General features: G+C 60.5%; 16 protein-coding genes. 10 read left to right on the top strand and 6 right to left on the bottom strand.

Going from position 1 to position 16,382, the window contains the following annotated elements; all coding sequences use genetic code 11:
• Positions 1–2: 2 nt before the first annotated feature.
• Genes C5L13_RS21590 through C5L13_RS21570 form a run of 5 tightly spaced genes read left to right on the top strand, consistent with a single transcriptional unit; the run spans position 3 to position 4,819 of the window.
• Positions 3–1,235, top strand: a complete 1,233-nt coding sequence (locus C5L13_RS21590) for an ABC transporter substrate-binding protein (RefSeq protein WP_407070460.1) — start codon at positions 3–5, stop codon at positions 1,233–1,235.
• Positions 1,236–1,248: 13 nt separating this feature from the next.
• Positions 1,249–2,181 carry a carbohydrate ABC transporter permease gene (locus C5L13_RS21585; RefSeq protein ID WP_105385331.1) on the top strand — a complete coding sequence of 311 codons (933 nt, stop codon included), beginning with the start codon at positions 1,249–1,251 and terminating at the stop codon, positions 2,179–2,181.
• Positions 2,171–3,013 carry a carbohydrate ABC transporter permease gene (locus C5L13_RS21580; protein WP_105385330.1) on the top strand — a complete coding sequence of 281 codons (843 nt, stop codon included), beginning with the start codon at positions 2,171–2,173 and terminating at the stop codon, positions 3,011–3,013. Before C5L13_RS21585 ends, C5L13_RS21580 begins: the two co-directional genes overlap by 11 nt.
• 19 nt (positions 3,014–3,032) lie before the next feature.
• Complete coding sequence (locus C5L13_RS21575) at positions 3,033–4,085, top strand: ABC transporter ATP-binding protein (RefSeq protein ID WP_105385329.1); 1,053 nt, start codon at positions 3,033–3,035, stop codon at positions 4,083–4,085.
• An 8-nt stretch (positions 4,086–4,093) separates the two neighbouring features.
• Positions 4,094–4,819 (top strand): hypothetical protein, encoded by a 726-nt coding sequence (locus C5L13_RS21570; RefSeq protein ID WP_105385328.1) that lies wholly within the window; start codon positions 4,094–4,096, stop codon positions 4,817–4,819.
• A 101-nt stretch (positions 4,820–4,920) separates the two neighbouring features.
• Here the strand turns inward: C5L13_RS21570 and C5L13_RS21565 are convergent, their stop codons facing one another.
• Genes C5L13_RS21565 through C5L13_RS21540 form a run of 6 tightly spaced genes read right to left on the bottom strand, consistent with a single transcriptional unit; the run spans position 4,921 to position 10,795 of the window.
• Entirely contained in the window at positions 4,921–6,231 is a 1,311-nt protein-coding gene (locus C5L13_RS21565) for an LLM class flavin-dependent oxidoreductase (RefSeq protein ID WP_105385327.1), read from the bottom strand.
• A gap of 14 nt (positions 6,232–6,245) precedes the next feature.
• Positions 6,246–7,604, bottom strand: a complete 1,359-nt coding sequence (locus C5L13_RS21560; RefSeq protein ID WP_105385326.1) for an MmgE/PrpD family protein — start codon at positions 7,602–7,604, stop codon at positions 6,246–6,248.
• 9 nt (positions 7,605–7,613) lie between these two features.
• Complete coding sequence (locus C5L13_RS21555) at positions 7,614–8,399, bottom strand: amino acid ABC transporter ATP-binding protein (protein ID WP_105385325.1); 786 nt, start codon at positions 8,397–8,399, stop codon at positions 7,614–7,616.
• Positions 8,400–8,410: 11 nt separating this feature from the next.
• Positions 8,411–9,193, bottom strand: a complete 783-nt coding sequence (locus C5L13_RS21550; RefSeq protein WP_105385324.1) for an amino acid ABC transporter permease — start codon at positions 9,191–9,193, stop codon at positions 8,411–8,413.
• Positions 9,190–9,936: an amino acid ABC transporter permease gene (locus C5L13_RS21545; RefSeq protein ID WP_105385323.1), complete on the bottom strand. Its 747-nt coding sequence runs from the start codon at positions 9,934–9,936 to the stop codon at positions 9,190–9,192. The genes C5L13_RS21550 and C5L13_RS21545 overlap by 4 nt, the downstream gene beginning before the upstream one ends.
• A 22-nt stretch (positions 9,937–9,958) precedes the next feature.
• Positions 9,959–10,795: a transporter substrate-binding domain-containing protein gene (locus C5L13_RS21540; RefSeq protein WP_105385322.1), complete on the bottom strand. Its 837-nt coding sequence runs from the start codon at positions 10,793–10,795 to the stop codon at positions 9,959–9,961.
• 426 nt (positions 10,796–11,221) lie between these two features.
• Here C5L13_RS21540 and C5L13_RS21535 point away from each other — a divergent pair, with 426 nt between their 5' ends.
• The 5 genes from C5L13_RS21535 (at position 11,222) to C5L13_RS21515 (ending at position 16,376) form a co-directional block, all read left to right on the top strand.
• Complete coding sequence (locus C5L13_RS21535; RefSeq protein WP_205836869.1) at positions 11,222–12,844, top strand: FAD-dependent oxidoreductase; 1,623 nt, start codon at positions 11,222–11,224, stop codon at positions 12,842–12,844.
• Positions 12,841–13,164: a 4Fe-4S dicluster domain-containing protein gene (locus tag C5L13_RS21530; RefSeq protein WP_105385321.1), complete on the top strand. Its 324-nt coding sequence runs from the start codon at positions 12,841–12,843 to the stop codon at positions 13,162–13,164. The genes C5L13_RS21535 and C5L13_RS21530 overlap by 4 nt, the downstream gene beginning before the upstream one ends.
• A 60-nt stretch (positions 13,165–13,224) precedes the next feature.
• Complete coding sequence (locus tag C5L13_RS21525; protein WP_105385320.1) at positions 13,225–14,295, top strand: ABC transporter substrate-binding protein; 1,071 nt, start codon at positions 13,225–13,227, stop codon at positions 14,293–14,295.
• A 65-nt stretch (positions 14,296–14,360) separates the two neighbouring features.
• A complete protein-coding gene (locus tag C5L13_RS21520; protein WP_158693503.1) occupies positions 14,361–15,443 on the top strand; it encodes an ABC transporter substrate-binding protein in 1,083 nt (360 codons plus the stop codon).
• Between the two features lie 69 nt (positions 15,444–15,512).
• Positions 15,513–16,376: an ABC transporter permease gene (locus C5L13_RS21515; RefSeq protein WP_105385318.1), complete on the top strand. Its 864-nt coding sequence runs from the start codon at positions 15,513–15,515 to the stop codon at positions 16,374–16,376.
• Positions 16,377–16,382 lie beyond the last annotated feature (6 nt).

Here is a 16,382-nt window from a genome sequence, read left to right as displayed (position 1 = left end):
CCATGGCGATCGCCATGCCGCTCGGCTGGGGCGGCATCGCCCTGGCGCAGGACGCTGTCAACCTGCGCATGACCATCTGGAGCGCCAACGAGGCGCATTTGAAGCTCTTCAACGAGATCGCCGCGGGCTTCACCAAGGACCGTCCGAACGTCAAGGTGACCTATGAGTCGCTGCCGTTCGACACTTATACCACGGCGCTCACCACCCAGATCGCCGGCGGCAATGCGCCTGATATGGCCTGGATCTTCGAGACGGCAGCCTATGACTTCGTCAATTCCGGCGCGCTTTATCCGCTTACCGATACGCTGAAGGCCGCCAAGGGCTATAATCTGGAGGAACTGAGCGCGACGGCTGCCGAGCGTTGGTCGAAGGACGGCAAGCTCTACGCCTATCCGTTCTCCACCTCGCCGTTCGCGATGTTCGTCAACAACGATGCCATCAAGGCCGCCGGCGCCAAGACGCCTGCCGAGCTGATCGCCGCCGGCCAGTGGACCTGGGACAATGCCATCGCCACTGCTTCCGCAGTCGGCCAGAGCGGCAAGGGCGGCTTGATCGTCCGCGACTTCAATTACCAGATCTGGCAGAACCTCGCCTCCGTCTGGAACGGATGGGGCGCCTCGCCGTGGAGCGCCGACGGCAAGACCTGCACGATGACCGAAAAGCCGATGGTGGATGCGCTGACCTTCATCCATGAGGCAATCTTCAAGAAGAAGGCGATCCCGGGTCCAGGCGAGAACGTCGACTTTTTCGCCGGCAATGCGGCCATGACCATCACGCAGATCAGCCGCGCCTCGTTGCTGCCGAAAGACAAACCCTTCTCGTGGGATCTCGTGCCGCTGCCGAAGGGACCTGCCGGCGAATACTCGCTGATCGGTCAGGCCGGCATCGGCGTCATGCAGGCCGGCAAGAACGCCAAGACGGCGGCTGAATTCGTCGCCTATATGACGAACCCGGAAAACTCGGCCAAGCTCAGCCAGTTCTTCCCTTCAGCCCGAAAGTCGCTGCTGAACGCTGAAGTCTTGAAGAAGACCAACCCGCTTCTGAGCCAGGAGCAGATCGACAAGGTGGTTATCTCCGGCATCGCCACCGGCAAGGTCATCCCCGGTCACACGGGCTTTGCGCAGATCCAGCAGGCGGTTCGTTCCGGTCTTGATGCCGTCTGGCGTCCGGATGCGGATATCCCAGGTACGCTCCAGAAGATCTGCGGCCAGATCGGCCCGTTCTTGAAGCGCTAAAGGTATAAAACAGATGGTTGTCGCGCAGGATCACGCAATTCCGGAAGGCCGCTCCTCATCGCCGTTCTGGACGATTGCGCGGCGCGACAGCCTCGCAGGGGTCCTCTTCATCGCCCCGCAACTGATCGGTATCAGTATTTTCGTGCTGATCCCGCTCGGGCTAGTGTTCTGGTATTCGCTGCACGAATGGAACGTGCTGGCCAATACCTTCACCTATACGGGCGCGCAGAACTACCGGATGCTGATCGAGGATACCAACCTCCTCGAAGTGCTGGGCGCTACCGCCATCTTTTCTTCCGGGCTCGTCGTCTTCAACCTGTCGCTGGCGCTGCTGCTTGCGGTGCTTTTGAACCAGAAGCTCGCGGGCATTACGATCTTCCGCACGCTGTTCTTCTCGCCGGTCGTCGTATCGCTGGTTGCCTGGACTATCGTCTGGGGATTTCTGCTGCAGAAGAATGGCGGTATCAACGGTCTGCTGCAGGTCTTCGGGATCGAAGGGCCGAACTGGCTGCGTGAGGAAACAACCGCGATGATCTCGGTCATCGTCGTGCAGGTCTTCAAGAATGTCGGCCTCAACATGATCCTGTTCCTGGCGGCGCTGCAGGGCGTGCCGAACGAACTCTATGAAGCAGCCCGCATCGACGGCGCGCCGCGTTTCAAGCAGTTCCGCCGCATCACGCTGCCGCTGATCAGCCCGACCATCTTGCTCACCTCGATCATCACCATCGTTGGGTCCCTACAGGTCTTCGCGCAGATCGCCGTCCTGACCCAGGGCGGTCCGGGGCTCTCGACGACGGTGCTGGTCTATTACCTCTACCAGCAGGCCTTCCAGTTTCATTTCTTTGGTTACGGCTCGACGCTGTCGATCCTGCTCTTCGTGATCGTCGCCGTCTTGACCTTCGCCCAGTGGCAGATGCGCAAGAGGATTGTCTTCTATGAAAGCTGAACTTTCCCCGCGCATGAAAACCTCCCTCTACGGGCTTATGTGCGTGTTGCTCATTCCCTTCGTCTTTCCGACATGGTGGATGGTGACGTCCTCGGTGAAGCCGATCAGCGACATCTTCGCTTTTCCGCCGCAACTAGTGCCGCAGAACTACGACTGGACGACTTACAGCAAGGTTTTCGAACTGCAGCCGTTTGTGCAGCAATACTGGAATTCGGCCTATATCGCCGCGGTCGTGACAATCGGTACGATGATCGTGTCTTCGATGGCCGGCTACGCTTTTGCGCGCATTCGCTTTCCCTTCGCCAATACGATCTTCATGATCGTGCTGCTCGGCCTGTTGATCCCATCGGAAGTGACGATCGTGCCGCTCTTCCAGATGTTCCTGAAGGCCGGCATGGTGAATACCCATTGGCCGCTGATCCTGGTGCCGATCTTCGGGGCGCCGAGCGTCTTCGCCACCTTCGTCATGCGGCAGTTTTTCGTAACGCTGCCGACCGAACTGGAAGAGGCGGCGCGCGTGGACGGCCTCGGGCGCTTCAAGATCTTCCGCAAGATTGCCCTGCCGCTCGCAAAGCCGGCTCTGGCGTCGGTGGCGATCTTTACCTTCCTGCATTCCTGGAACCTGTTCCTCGAACCGATCGTGTTTCTCTCGAGTGCGGAAAAATTCACGCTGCCGCAGGCGCTGACCCAATATACCGACGCCTATGGCGGGCCGATGTGGAACATCCAGCTCGCTGCCGCGACGCTGACGGCGCTCCCGGTCCTCATCGTTTTCATCATCGCGCAGAAGCAATTCGTCGAAGGGCTCGCGCATACAGGCCTCAAGGGCTGAAGAACCGGAAATCCTATTGATGGCTGAAGTTACCCTTTCTGACGTCCGCAAGAGCTATGGTGCCGTCGACATCATCCACGGCGTCGATCTTGAAATCCGCGACGGCGAGTTCGTCGTCCTGGTCGGCCCGTCCGGCTGCGGCAAGTCCACGCTACTTAGAATGATCGCCGGGCTGGAGACGATCACCGGCGGCGATATCAAAATCGGTGGCCGGGTGGTCAACGATCTCGATCCCAAGGATCGCGACATCGCGATGGTCTTCCAGAACTATGCGCTTTATCCGCATATGACGGTCGCCACCAATATGGGCTTCTCGCTGGAGCATCGCGGCACCAGCAAGGCGGAGATCGCCGAACGGGTGAAATGGGCCGCGGATATCCTTGGTCTCGCGCATCTGCTCGACCGTTATCCGCGTCAGCTTTCCGGCGGCCAGCGCCAGCGCGTGGCGATGGGTCGTGCCATTGTTCGCGATCCGCAGGTGTTTCTGTTCGACGAGCCTTTGTCTAACCTCGATGCGAAACTGCGCGTCGTCATGCGTGGCGAGATCAAGAGCCTGCACCAGAAGCTGAAGACGACGACCGTCTACGTGACCCACGACCAGGTGGAGGCGATGACAATGGCCGACAAAATCGTGGTTCTGAGTGGCGGAAAGGTGGAGCAGATCGGCGCGCCGCTCGATCTTTACGATCGACCCGTCAACCAGTTTGTGGCCGGCTTCATCGGCTCGCCAGCGATGAACTTTCTGCCGGGTACGATTACCTCGGAAGGATTTTCCGCGCCAGGTATCATGTTGCCGCTGCCGGAAGCTGTTCACGAATTCCGCGACCGCAAGGCGGTTTACGGCATCCGTCCCGAACACTTTGTTTTGGACGATAACGGAGTACCGGCGGAAATCATCCTCGTCGAGCCGATGGGCTCGGAGACGCAGGTAACGATGAAGCTCGGTGAAACGCAGGTCACCGGTGTCTTTCGCGAGCGCGTGTCGCTCTCGCCGGGCGCTACGATCCGCGTACGCCCGGACCTTGCCAGTATCCACCTCTTTGCGGCCGATGGCGGCCAGTGTCTCAACTGAGGCCTTACATGCCGATCTATCCCGAGACTAAACTCACCAAAGCGCTGCGGGGTGGCGAATTCCCGGTCATCGTTTCGCTCGCCTGCCACGATCTCGATCTCGCGAAGGCGGCGATCGAAGCAGGGGCCTCCGCGATCAAGGTGCATCTCAACGCCTATCACCGCGCCACCGGCACGACTTTTGGCAGTTTCGCCGAAGAACGGCCTTTCTTCGAGAAGCTTGCCGCGCTTGGCGTACCGCTGCTGGTCATGGCCGGCCAGGAAAAGGTGCCGAGCGCGCAAGAGATGGATGCACTCGCCGATCTCGGCTTCGAGGGGTTCAACATCTATTTCAGCGATATGCAGCCGCATCTGCTGCAGTCAAAGCTAAGGCCGATGCCGGCGCTTGGCGAAAAGAGTACGGACGAGGACTTGGCAAGGATCATCGCCATTCCCGGCGCGATGATGGAAGCGTCGGTTGCTTCCTTTGCGGATTACGGCAAGTCGCTCAACGGGGCAGATCTCGTGCGATACGGGGATATCACCACGAAGGCGGGTATTCCTGTGATCGCGCCGAGCCAGAAGCGGTTTGTCGCAGATGACATGCCGAAGCTGAAGGCGGCGGGTATTGCCGCGCCCCTGCTCGGCGTCGTCGTCACCGGCACCACGCCGGAAAGCATGGAGGCCGCCGTTTCACCGATCGTGGCGAGTGCAAGGAGTTCCGCCCCGGCCGTCGACGTCTTCCGCCAGAACTAGGGTGCCCCCCACCTTTTCGGAACTGATGCATAAGACCGAATACCCCGCGAGTGAGCTCCCGCCTCATTCCAATCCGCACCGACACCCGTCGAACGGCTATCTCATGGAGCCGCGCGGACCAGAGCGGGTCTGGCAAGTCCGAGGTGGTCGCGCAGTGTCGAACCACTGTAGTCTGCGCGGAACAGGCCACGTTCCTGCAGGATCGGGACCACCAGCTGAGTAAAGTCCTCCAGCCCCTCGGGAAAGAAGGGCGGCATGACGTTGAAGCCGTCGGCAGCGCGGCCTTCAAACCACTGTTGCATGCGGTCAGCAATCTGAGTGGGCGTTCCGAGCACGATGTGGTGGCCACGGCCCGCCGCGACCCGCAGCGCCAACTGGCGTATGGTCAGGGTCTCCCGTCGGGCAAGAGCCGTCAAGAGTTCGGCACGGCTGCGTAGCTGATCGGAGATCGGCAGGTCCGGCAACGGGCCGTCGGGATCATAATCGGTAAGGCTGTGGCCGATACGTTCTTCGAGCAGCGGCATGGCGCTCTTGAGATCCGTCCATTGGTCCAGTTCGGCGAGCTTTTCTCCGGCTTCCTTCGCCGTACGGCCGATCACCGGCAGGAAGCCCGGCATGACAGCGACGTCGTCCGGCTGGCGACCGAAACGCATCACCCGTTCCTTGAGGCTCTTGTAGAAAGCCTGCGCTTCTTCGAAGCTCTGCTGGGCGGTGAAGACGACGTCGGCCGTTCGTGCGGCGAGATCCTGGCCAGGCCCGGATGAACCGGCCTGGATCAGGATCGGATGACCCTGCGGCGAACGCGGAATGTTGAGCGGCCCCTTCACCGAGAAATATTTGCCCTTATGGTCGAGCATGTGGACCTTGCTTGGGTCGGCATACACGCCGCTCTGCTTGTCCTTGACGAAGGCATCGTCGTCCCAGCTGTCCCACAGCCCACGCACAACGTCCACGAACTCTTCCGCGACCGCGTAACGCTCGTCATGCTCCGGATGCGACGTCGAAAAATTATTGGCCGTGCGGGCGTAGGAGGTTGTGACGATGTTCCAGGCGGCGCGGCCGTGGCTCAGATGATCGATCGAAGAAAAGGCGCGCGCGGTATGATAGGGCTCTCCATAGGTTGTCGATGCGGTGGCGGCGAGGCCGATCCTGTTCGTCACCAGTGCCAGTGCCGAAAGTAGCGTCAGCGGCTCGAAACGGGCGATCGTCGAAGGATGCGCATCGATACCGCTCGTTAGCCCGTCCGCCAGGAAGACCATGTCGAACTTTGCTGCCTCGGCAATCTGCGAGACCCGGCGAAGGAGGTCAAAATTCTCGCTGCCAGCTTCGGCATGCGGATGCCGCCAGCCGGATACGTGGTGGCCTGCCCCCTGTAGGAACAGGCCGAGATGGATCTGCCTCGTAGCACTCATGGCAAAGTCTTTCGTTAAATGTGGTTTTTGATAGCGTCCTGGCTGAGAAGCGCCACCAATCGGTGAAGGTCAGCACGACTGCTCATGCTGCGGACGAGCGAAGGAATATCGGTAAAGGCAGAATCTTCGGCGGTCGCGTTGCGGAACTTTTCGAGCGGATCGGTCAGTCCGGGCAGTCCATCGAAGCGGCGGGTGATCGTGCCGCCGTCTTTGAGCGTGATGTCGAGGATCACGAAGCGGGTATTGGGATCGCTGGACATCCTGGCTGCGTTCTGGTCATGTCGCCGGCTGGCGCGCTCGGCAAGCGCCATCAGGGCCGGTTGCACCGGCTGATCATCAAAATGGTCAAGCCGCAGGGCGCCATCGATAAGGGCTGCAGCGAATACGTATTCCGGGCTGAACCGCGCCTCGATGCCGTTTGTCGGCTTGCTCACCACCAGCGCGGCATCGGCGCCGGGCGGATAAGTGAAGGTGATGGTTTCGATCGCGTCAGCGCGAAGGCCTTCACGGTTGAGATCGATACCCAGGGAGGCTACCGGGTGGCTGGCGGTGCAGCAGGGATAGGCCTTCAACGTCAGCCCCGGCGCCACGATCTGCCACGGTCCGCCCCAGTTGTCGGTCACAGCCGATGGCCGCTCCGCGCCGAAGGAATAGGCGGAATGGAAACCCACAGGATTGTCGAGAAAGTCCGGCGCACCGCCGAAGCCTGCGGTTGCCAGCCGGGCCGACAACAGCCCGGAACGTGCTACCATGCCGGCATGGTAGGGTTTTACGTCATAGCCGAACTGCAACCTCAAGCCCGAAGATTGCGTTGCCGCAACGCCAAGGGCGACAGCCGTTTCCTGCACCGAGGCTCCTGTCAGATGGCAGATCGCCGCCGCTGCACCAATTGTACCGAGCGTTGCGGTCGCATGGAAACCGTTCTCGTAGTGCTTTGAGCCGAGCGAGAGACCGAGCCGTGCCATTGCCTCCAGCCCGACGACATAGGAGGCTAGCAGTGTTTCCGCCGAGAACTGTCGCTCGGCCGACAGCGCAAGAAGCGCCGGGACGATCACCGTAGTTGGATGGCCGCGCACGCTGGCATGCACATCGTCGTAGTCGAGTACATGGCCGGCATAGCCGTTGACCACGGCCGCGACCAGCGGGTCGGTGCGGCGAGCGCTGCCGATCAAGATGGCATCACCGGGGAGGACGGCGCCGACCGCAGCGGCCAGGATGCCGGTCGTGCGGTCGCGAGCGCCGGCGATCGCGCAGGCGAGAAAGTCGATAACGGCGGTGCGCGCCGCTTCCATAGCGGCGAGGTCCCGTCTCGGGTCCGAGCCGATGATCGCCTCTGCGAATGCGGTGGTGAGCGGTGCGGCTGTGCTCATCATGGCCGACTCCTAGATGCCTTCCCCGTCGCGCATTGCATTATGCCCGGAAAGCCCGCTGACGAACTGACGCACACGGGGATTGTCCGGATTGCGGAAGATCTGCTCGGGCGAGCCCCGGTCGACGACGCGGCCGTTTTCGGTAAAGACGACAGTGTCGCTGATCTCCTCGGCAAAACGCATTTCATGGGTCACGAGAATGCTGGTCATGCCATCTCGAACGAGATCGCGGATCACCCACAAGACTTCGCCGACGGTCTCCGGGTCAAGCGCCGAGGTTACCTCGTCGAACAGGACGAGTTCCGGCTTCATCGCCAGCGCGCGGGCGATTGCAACGCGCTGTTGCTGCCCGCCGGACAACTGGCCGGGATAGGCGTTGGCCTTTTCGACAAGCCGAACCTTCTCCAGCAGGTGGCGGGCCAGCTTTTCCGCCTCGCGCCGGTCAACGCCGAGAATGCGGGTCGGCGCCAGCACGATGTTGTCGAGCACCGTCAGATGCGGGAAAAGGTTGTATTGCTGGAATACGATGCCGACGCGCTTGCGAAGTGCAATGCGCTCGCTCTCTTTGGTCAGCTGGTCAACACGGGTGCCGCCGACGGTGATGCGGCCGCTCTGGGGTGCGACCAGCGCATTGATGCAGCGTAGGATGGTTGATTTGCCGGAGCCGGACGGGCCGATGATGGAAACCGCATCGCCCTTGTTGACGGTCAGGTCAATCCCCTTCAGCACCTCCGTCTGACCAAAGGACAAGTGTACGTCTTCCAGCCGGACGATCGCGTTGTTGGCAAATGTGTTCATCTTGAAAATCCTTAGGCCGCGTTGAAGCGCCGTTCAAGGCGGCGGGTCAAGCGGGCGATCGGGTAGCAGAGCATGAAGAAGGCGGCCATGACCACGAGATAGGCGATGATCGTGAAATCGAGCCGGCGCACGGCGGTGCTGGCATCGGTGGCCGCATGCAAGAGTTCATGCACACCCACCAGGGATGCGAGCGCGGTGCCCATGGTGATCGAGGCGGCGACGTTCATCCATGGCGGCAGCGAGCGCCGCAGGCATTGCGGCAGGATGATCCAGCGCATTGCCTGCCCGCGCGAAAAGCCCAAGCCCTTCGCCGCCTCCCACTGTGCGGTCGCAATGGAGAGGATGGCGCCGCGAGTAATCTCGGCCACATAGGCGCTGGCTGGAATAGCGAGGCCGATCACCGCCTTCACCCAATCGGGGAACGGCAGGTAGTTGCCGAAGATGACGATTTCGAAGGGAAAGATGTAGGTCGTGGCGAAAATCAGCACGAGATGCGGCGCATTGCGAAAGATCTGCACGTAGGCAACGACCGGATAGCGTACCAATCGATACGGCGCGAGTTCCAGGATCCCGAAGATGGCGCCCACCATGGTACCCAGCGCCATCGCCGACAGGCTGATGACGATGTTCATCGCAAAACCGGAGGCGAGATAAGGTATCCACTCCACCAACTCCCGTCCAAGCGTGAGGTCGATGAACGACCAGACGAGGATAACGAGCGGCAGCGCCACAAAACCGACGGTGCGTAGAAGATCACTGCGCTTTCGCGGTTCAAGAAGTGTTGCGGTCGTCACAAGCCATACCCCGGAACAGCAAGCTTGCGCTCCACCCACAGACCGACGCGAGCGACGATCAAATTGATGAGGCTGAAGAAGGCAAGGATGACGATCATCAGTTCGACGACGTTGTCGCGCTGCGTCCAAACCATGATCGAAGCATAGGTGATCTCACTCACCGCAATCGCATTCCCGACCGTCGTCAGCTTTACGAGATTGATCAGATTGTTGACGATCGCCGGTAAAGAAGCCCGAAAGGCCAGCGGAACCTCGACGTATCGCAGGATCTGCAACTGGTTGAAGCCGATGCCGCGTGCCGCTTCCACCGTCGACGCCGGCACTGCCTCGATACCGGCGCGGATCGCCTCCGCATGCAGAGCTGCTATATGCAGGCCGACCACCGCGACCACCCAGAAGAAAGGCGTTAGCGGATTGTTCTGTGCGCCGCCCACCAGATTTGAGACGAAGGTATTGAGCACCAGGAAGCTGAACATCAGCTGCACGAGGGTCGGGGTGTTGCGGGTGATCTCAACGAAGGCCCTGACCGGCGCCGAAAGCCACAGCCTTCCGGACGTCAGGCAAGCAGCAAACAGCAGGCCGAAGATCAGGCTGACCGGGATAAGCAGGACGACGAGATAGAGCGTGGTGACGAAGCCATCACGCCAGATCTGCGCCTCGTATCCCGTCGCCAGGAATTGGTAGTTCAAGCCGACCTTGTCCGTCAGACTGACGAACAGGTCGGTGAGGTTCATGTCCTGCATTTGCTCTTCCGATGCCGCCCGCTTACTTGCTGGCGGAAAGCGTCTTGTTTGCCTGTTGCAGGTATTCCGTGTTTAGGAGCCGGTTGGCCTTGGCGAATTCGAGGAGCTTTCCGGAGGTGTGCAGCTTCTTGACGCCAGCGTCCAAGGCGGTCTGGGTATCCTTTTCCCCCTTGCGCAGCCAGATTACCGAATCCGATGGGATCAACTCGGTCGGGAAGGGGATTGCATAGTCCTTCCATTCCTCCACTCTATCCTGCAGTAGGAGGCCGACGGTGGCGCCGACATGCACGGCTGCAACACAATTGCCTCCCTGCAGTGCGAGCAGCGATTCCGGCTGGCTTGGAAGCGCCTTCACCACCGCGCCATATTCTTCCATCAGAGGCTGCGTGTAGTTGGAGCCTTGCGAAACACAGACCGGCTTGCCCTTCAGGTCGGCCCAGTCCTTCAGGCCGCTGTCCTTTCGCACGACAGCGGCGCCACCGCTGCGGTCATAGGGCGTCGGCACGTAGTCGAGAATCTTTGCGCGGTCCTCGGTATACTGCATGTTGGCAATGAGGATGTCGACCTTGCCCTGCTGCAGGAACTGCACGCGGTTCGGCGGCGTAACTGCAACGGTTTCCAGCTTGACACCGAGGTCATCGGCCAGCGCCTGCGCGATATCGAGGTTGAAACCTTTCTGCGCCTGGGTCTTGGGGTCGATATAGCCGAACGGCGCACCGGACAGGATCACCCCAACGGTCAGTGTGCCGCGACCCTTGATGCGGTCGAGCGTTGCATCGGCGGACGCCTGGGTTGCAGCGAGTGCGGAGATCGAAAGGGCGAGACCGAAAACGGTCTTGGCAACGGTACTGGAAAACATTCATCAGGCTCCTTATTCCGCCAAAGAACCTAGAGGACCCCCTCCAATCCCACGAGCAATCGCATCCTCACTTTAAGCTCAGAGAGGAACAGCTATCCTGTAATATCCTTTATCAATAGAAAAGGTGTATTACCCTTCCGCGATGAGACGGCGTGACCTATAGCGTCACCAGCAGCAGTTTCGGCGAAGATTCCTTCCTCCCTTGTAGTCGGCTGCGAGGGCATGAAATCCACTGATCGTTTTAGGATGCATGTCGAAAGGGGTAAATTTTTTCTCACCTACCGACTTTGCCGGCGCACAAGTTCCTTTTGTCTATAGATTTAGTAGATAATATGGGAGGTATCGGCGAGCCGTGCCCGAAGGGAACGTCGCTGATATCGGGGATCTAACGTCAGAGGCGTCCAATCCGGCCAGGAGAGACAGATTATGGTGAGTCCATCTACAGCTGCGAATATTGCGGCCCCTTCCGCTTCGCTCGAATTTGACGCCGACGTTCTCGTCATTGGCGGCGGCCCTGCCGGCACCTGGGCGGCGATCGCAGCTGCGGGCAAGGGTGCAAAAGTCGTCTTGGTCGACAAGGGCTTCTGTGGTTCCTCCGGAGCAACTGCGCCTTCTGGCACGGGTGTCTGGTACGTGCCGCCGGACCCGGTACGCCGTTCCCAGGCTATGAACAGCCGATGGGATCTCGGCGGACGGCTCGCTGATCCTGCCTGGATGCGGCGAGTGCTCGATCAGACATATCAAAACGTCAACCATCTGGCCGAGTGGGGATATCCCTTCAGCGACGACGAAAACGGAAACTCCATCCGTAGAAGTCTCGACGGACCGGATTACATGCGGCTGATGCGCAAGCGTACCAAGGCGGCAGGCGTCAAGATTCTCGATCACAGCCCGGCACTCGAATTGCTGCGCGACGAGACGGGCGCGGTCGCCGGTGCGGCTGGCATCCGCCGCCAAAAGGGCGACACCTGGCTGGTACGGGCAGGGGCGGTGGTGATCGCCACCGGCGGCTGCGCCTTTCTCAGCAAGGCGCTCGGCTGCAATGTGCTGACCGGTGACGGCCTGTTGCTCGCCGCGGAACTGGGCGCCGAGCTTTCCGGCATGGAATTCTCGACCGCCTATGCCATGGCGCTCGAAGGGGGGTCGGTTACCAAGACGCGCTTTTATGAATGGGCATCCTTCACCTTCGAGGATGGCACGCCGATACCGGGCGCTGCCTCGAAGGGCGGTCGTTCGGTGATGGCCCGAGTGCTCCAGACGCAACGCGTCTTTGCACAGCTCGACAAGGCGGATGCCGAAACCGAGCAGGCAATGCGTTATGCCCAACCGAACTTCTTCTTGCCGCTTGATCGCGCCGGCATTGATCCATTCCGTCAGCGCTTCCCCGTAACGCTCTTGCTGGAAGGTACTGTGCGCGGCACCGGCGGCCTCAGAATCGTCGACAACGGCTGTGCTACAACCGTCTCTGGCCTTTATGCGGCCGGCGATGCGGCGACGCGCGAACTGATCTGCGGCGCCTTTACAGGCGGTGGAAGTCACAATGCGGCCTGGGCGATGTCGTCCGGCTTCTGGGCCGGTCATTCAGCTGGCGAACATGGCCTGCAATATCGCGGCCGCGGTCGGCGCTATGTGCGGGCGGGCGGTGTCGGCGTTGCCGATGGCTCGGGACGCGCGATCGATGCGGCGACGCTCGCTCGCGCCGTGCAGGATGAGGTCCATCCCTATGACCGCAATTACCTGCGAAGCGGAGAACGGTTGACGGACTCGCTCGGTCGTCTCGATGGTCTATGGTCTGGCATACGCACCGCGCAAGCGGCTTCGTTTGGCGAAGCGCAACGCACCCGTGAAAGCGTAGCGATGCTCGCCACGTCGCGCTGGATGTACCACAGCGCTCTGTCGCGCACCGAGACGCGCGGCATGCATAAGCGCGAGGATTATCCGAAGAAAGACGATAACCAGCTCCACTACACGACCAGTGGGGGTTTGGACGACGTCTGGATCGGAAAGCAACGTGCTCCATCGCCGGAACTCGAGGAGCTGGCAGCATGATCGAAGTGATCAGCGAAGATCGGTGCACCGGTTGCAACATTTGCGTGAGCGTCTGCCCGACGAACGTCTTCGACATCACGCCCGACGGTATTCCGGTGATTGCCCGTCAGGACGATTGCCAGACCTGTTTCATGTGCGAGGTCTACTGTCCCGACGACGCGCTCTACGTTGGGCCGCAGACTACGGAACTGACGGGCATTACCGTTGCCGAACTCGAAGCGCAGAATCTATTCGGCAGCTATCGAATGTCGATCGGCTGGGTTCGAGGCGGTAGGCCCCGCCCAACGCACGAAGTCATGAAACGTCTCGAACACCATTGATGATCGGATCGGCCGCCTGCTGACGCGGCCACCACCAGGCAACCAGCAGGACATTCGGCCATGCAGACGACACGCAGGACCTTCCTGGGATTGGCTGCGGCGGCAGCCGCGCTTCCCACGACATTCTCTATTGCCAAAGCCCAGTCCAAACCCGAGGTGATCCGGATCGCGGGACCTGGAAACGCCGCCGGCAAACCCTATGGGACCGGTCCGGTCGGTGTGCTGCGGGCACGGCAATTTTTGGAGAAAGAGTTCTCCAATGACGGCATCAGGATCGACTGGCAGTTCCCACGGGGCACCGGACCGGCGATCAACGAAGCTTTCGCAAACGGCCAACTCGATTTTTCAAGTTATGGTGGCCTGCCGAACATCGTCGGGCGCGGTGCAGGACTGAAGACACGGGTGCTGGCCGGCAACGGCAATGCACCGACCTATCTGGTGGTCAGGCCCTCGGCGCAAGTCGGGAAACTAGCCGACCTGAAAGGAAAGAAGGTCGCAGTACAGCGGGGAACGATCTACGAGCTTTCGCTTTCGCAGTTCCTAGGCGAGGTCGGCCTTACCTCGGGCGACGTTCAGATATTCGATCTGCAGGGGGCTGATCAAACGGCGGCCTTTTCCTCCGGCGATGTCGACGCCGTGATCGGCGGTGGCAGCAACGTGTTGCACCTTGTCGAAAAAGGCCTGGGTCAGGTGGTGTTTACCACAAAGAGCAACCCCGCTCCGGGCAGCAGCTTCGGTTCCTTCGTCGTGATCGAACGATTCTCCAAGCAATATCCGGAGATCACCCAGCGTGTCGTCAAGAGCTTCATCGAGGCGGCGCATTTTGCATCTTTGGAAGAAAACCGCGAGACACTCTACGACCTTCTGGCATTGACGGGAGCGCCCCGTTCCGCCTTCGTCGCAGACTACAAGGACGATGACCTCAGAGATCGCAACAATCCCCTTGTTGACGATTTCTACAAGGCCAACCTTGAAGCCGGCATCCGGTTTTCGACCGATCAGAAGCTGATCCGCAAGCCCTTCGACGTCAGCGCCTGGATCGACGATCGTTACCTCAAGAAAGCGCTCGCCGATCTCGGATATAACGGCTTCTGGGCCAGTCGCGACGCCAAGGGCAAGAAGATCAGCTGATAATGAAGTCTTCCGGCCGATGGCTGCATCGGTCGGACCCGGCAAATACGGATCGAGGATTTGAGATGTTGACGACCCGAAGACAAATTGCGGGCATGCTTGCTGCTGCCCTTTCTCTGGTTGCAATCGCGGTCAACCCGACTGTGGCAATGGCCGAGGAGAAGCCAAAAGCAATACGGATCGCATCCTTCGGAAACGCAGCCGGCAAGCCCTATGGCACCGGTGCGATCGGGGTGGTGCGGGCGCAGGAACTGCTGGAGAAGGAATTTGCTGCCGACGGCATAACGATCGAATGGCAGTTTCCCCGTGGAACCGGCCCAGCGATCAATGAAGCCTTCGCCAATGGCCAGCTCGATTTTGCTTACTACGGTGGCTTGCCGAACATCGTTGGCCGTGGAGCCGGTCTGAAGACGAAGGTGGTGGCTTCCTATGGCGTCAGCCCGATTTATCTCGTCGCCCGGCCGGACGCCAAGATCGGATCGCTGGCGGATTTGAAGGGCAAGAAGGTTTCGACCTCGCGCGGCACGATCAATGAGCTGGGCCTATCCCTGGTGCTGGCTCAGGTGGGTCTCACCGCCGAGGACGTGCAATTCTTCGACCTGCAGACCGCCGACCAGATCGCAGCAATCACCTCCGGCGATGTCGATGTGGTGGTGGGTGGCGGCAGCAGCGTGCTGCAACTCGTCGAAAAGGGCATCGCCAACGTCCTTTACACGACCAAAGGGAGCCCGGCACCTGGCAGCAACTTCGGCTCCTTCGTGGTGACCGACGCCTTCCGTGGGGCCTATCCGGCTCTCACCCAACGAGTCGTCAACAACTTCGTCAAGGCATCCTATTTCGCATCCGACGAGAAGAACCGTTCGGCGCTCTTCGATATCTGGTCGCTCACCGGCTCACCACGCTCGAGCTTCGAGAAGGATTATGATGACCAAGTGCTGAAGGATCGCCAAAGCCCGCTGCTCGACGATTTCTACCGCGCCAACGTCGAAGCCGGCATCAAGTTCGCGGTTGGCCAGAAGCTGATCCGCAAGCCTTTCGACGTCAGCGAGTGGGTCGACGAGAGCTATCTCAAGACGGCTCTGAAAGAGTTCGGCTACGAGAATGTTTGGACGCCGCGTGACAGGAACGGCAACGCAGTGCGGTTCTGATCCTGCTGGGGAGACCTCACCAATCAACCCAGACCTCTGAGCCGGCGGAAGCCACAGGAAGGAGCGATCATGTCAGATGTGACTTTCAAGAACGCAGTACTGGTCGACACCGCTTTCGATCGCTCGACGGGTCGAGGTTGGCGGGGCATTGTTTCCGCCCCGAGCTTGCCGTCGTGGACCGGCAAAGCCGTGCTCGGGCTTGTGATACCCTTCCTGGTTTTGGCTCTCTGGTCCTATGCGGTACGGCAGGAGTGGCTGGCGGAACAAATCCTGCCGGATCCGCGGCTCGTATATGAAACTACGTTGGACCTTCTCATTACGGGGCAATTGCCGGCCGAGCTTGCCGTCAGCCTCGGCCGCGTTGCTTCGGGGCTTGCCGTTGGAGGTGGCCTTGGCCTTCTCTTCGGCCTCGCATTTGGCCTGTTCCGTCCGCTTGATATCTATGTTGCCCCCACGGTCCGGGCGATCTGCCTCGTTCCATCGCTGGGTTGGCTTCCTTTCTTCATGCTGCTCTTCGGTATCGGCGAAGCGTTGAAGATCATCCTGATTGCCAAGACCTGCTTCCTGCCTCTGATGGTCGGCGCTTACGAGGGGATCCGGTCTCGGCCGCGCAAGTATGACGATGTGGCGCGTGCGCTCGAACTACCATGGTTCGCACGGGTTCGCCTGGTCGTCTGGCCTTCCATACTGCCTTCCATTCTTACCGGCGTGCGGCAAGCGCTGAGCCGCGGCTGGAAAGTGCTGATCCTCGTCGAAATGATCTCGTCGGCCGCTGGTCTCGGCTACCTGATGATGTGGGGCCGCAAGGCATTCCAGCTCGATGTCGTCTTCGCCACCATGATCGTCATCGGCCTGGTCGGCTGGGCGCTCGACTACGGTCTGACGAAATTCCAGCACCAGACGACCGGTTGGTCGTTCAAGGCCGCGGCGTGAGGACGG

Source organism: Neorhizobium alkalisoli, from assembly GCF_002968635.1.
Classification (GTDB): Bacteria; Pseudomonadota; Alphaproteobacteria; order Rhizobiales; family Rhizobiaceae; genus Neorhizobium; species Neorhizobium alkalisoli.
This window is presented reverse-complemented; position numbering and strand designations above follow the sequence as displayed.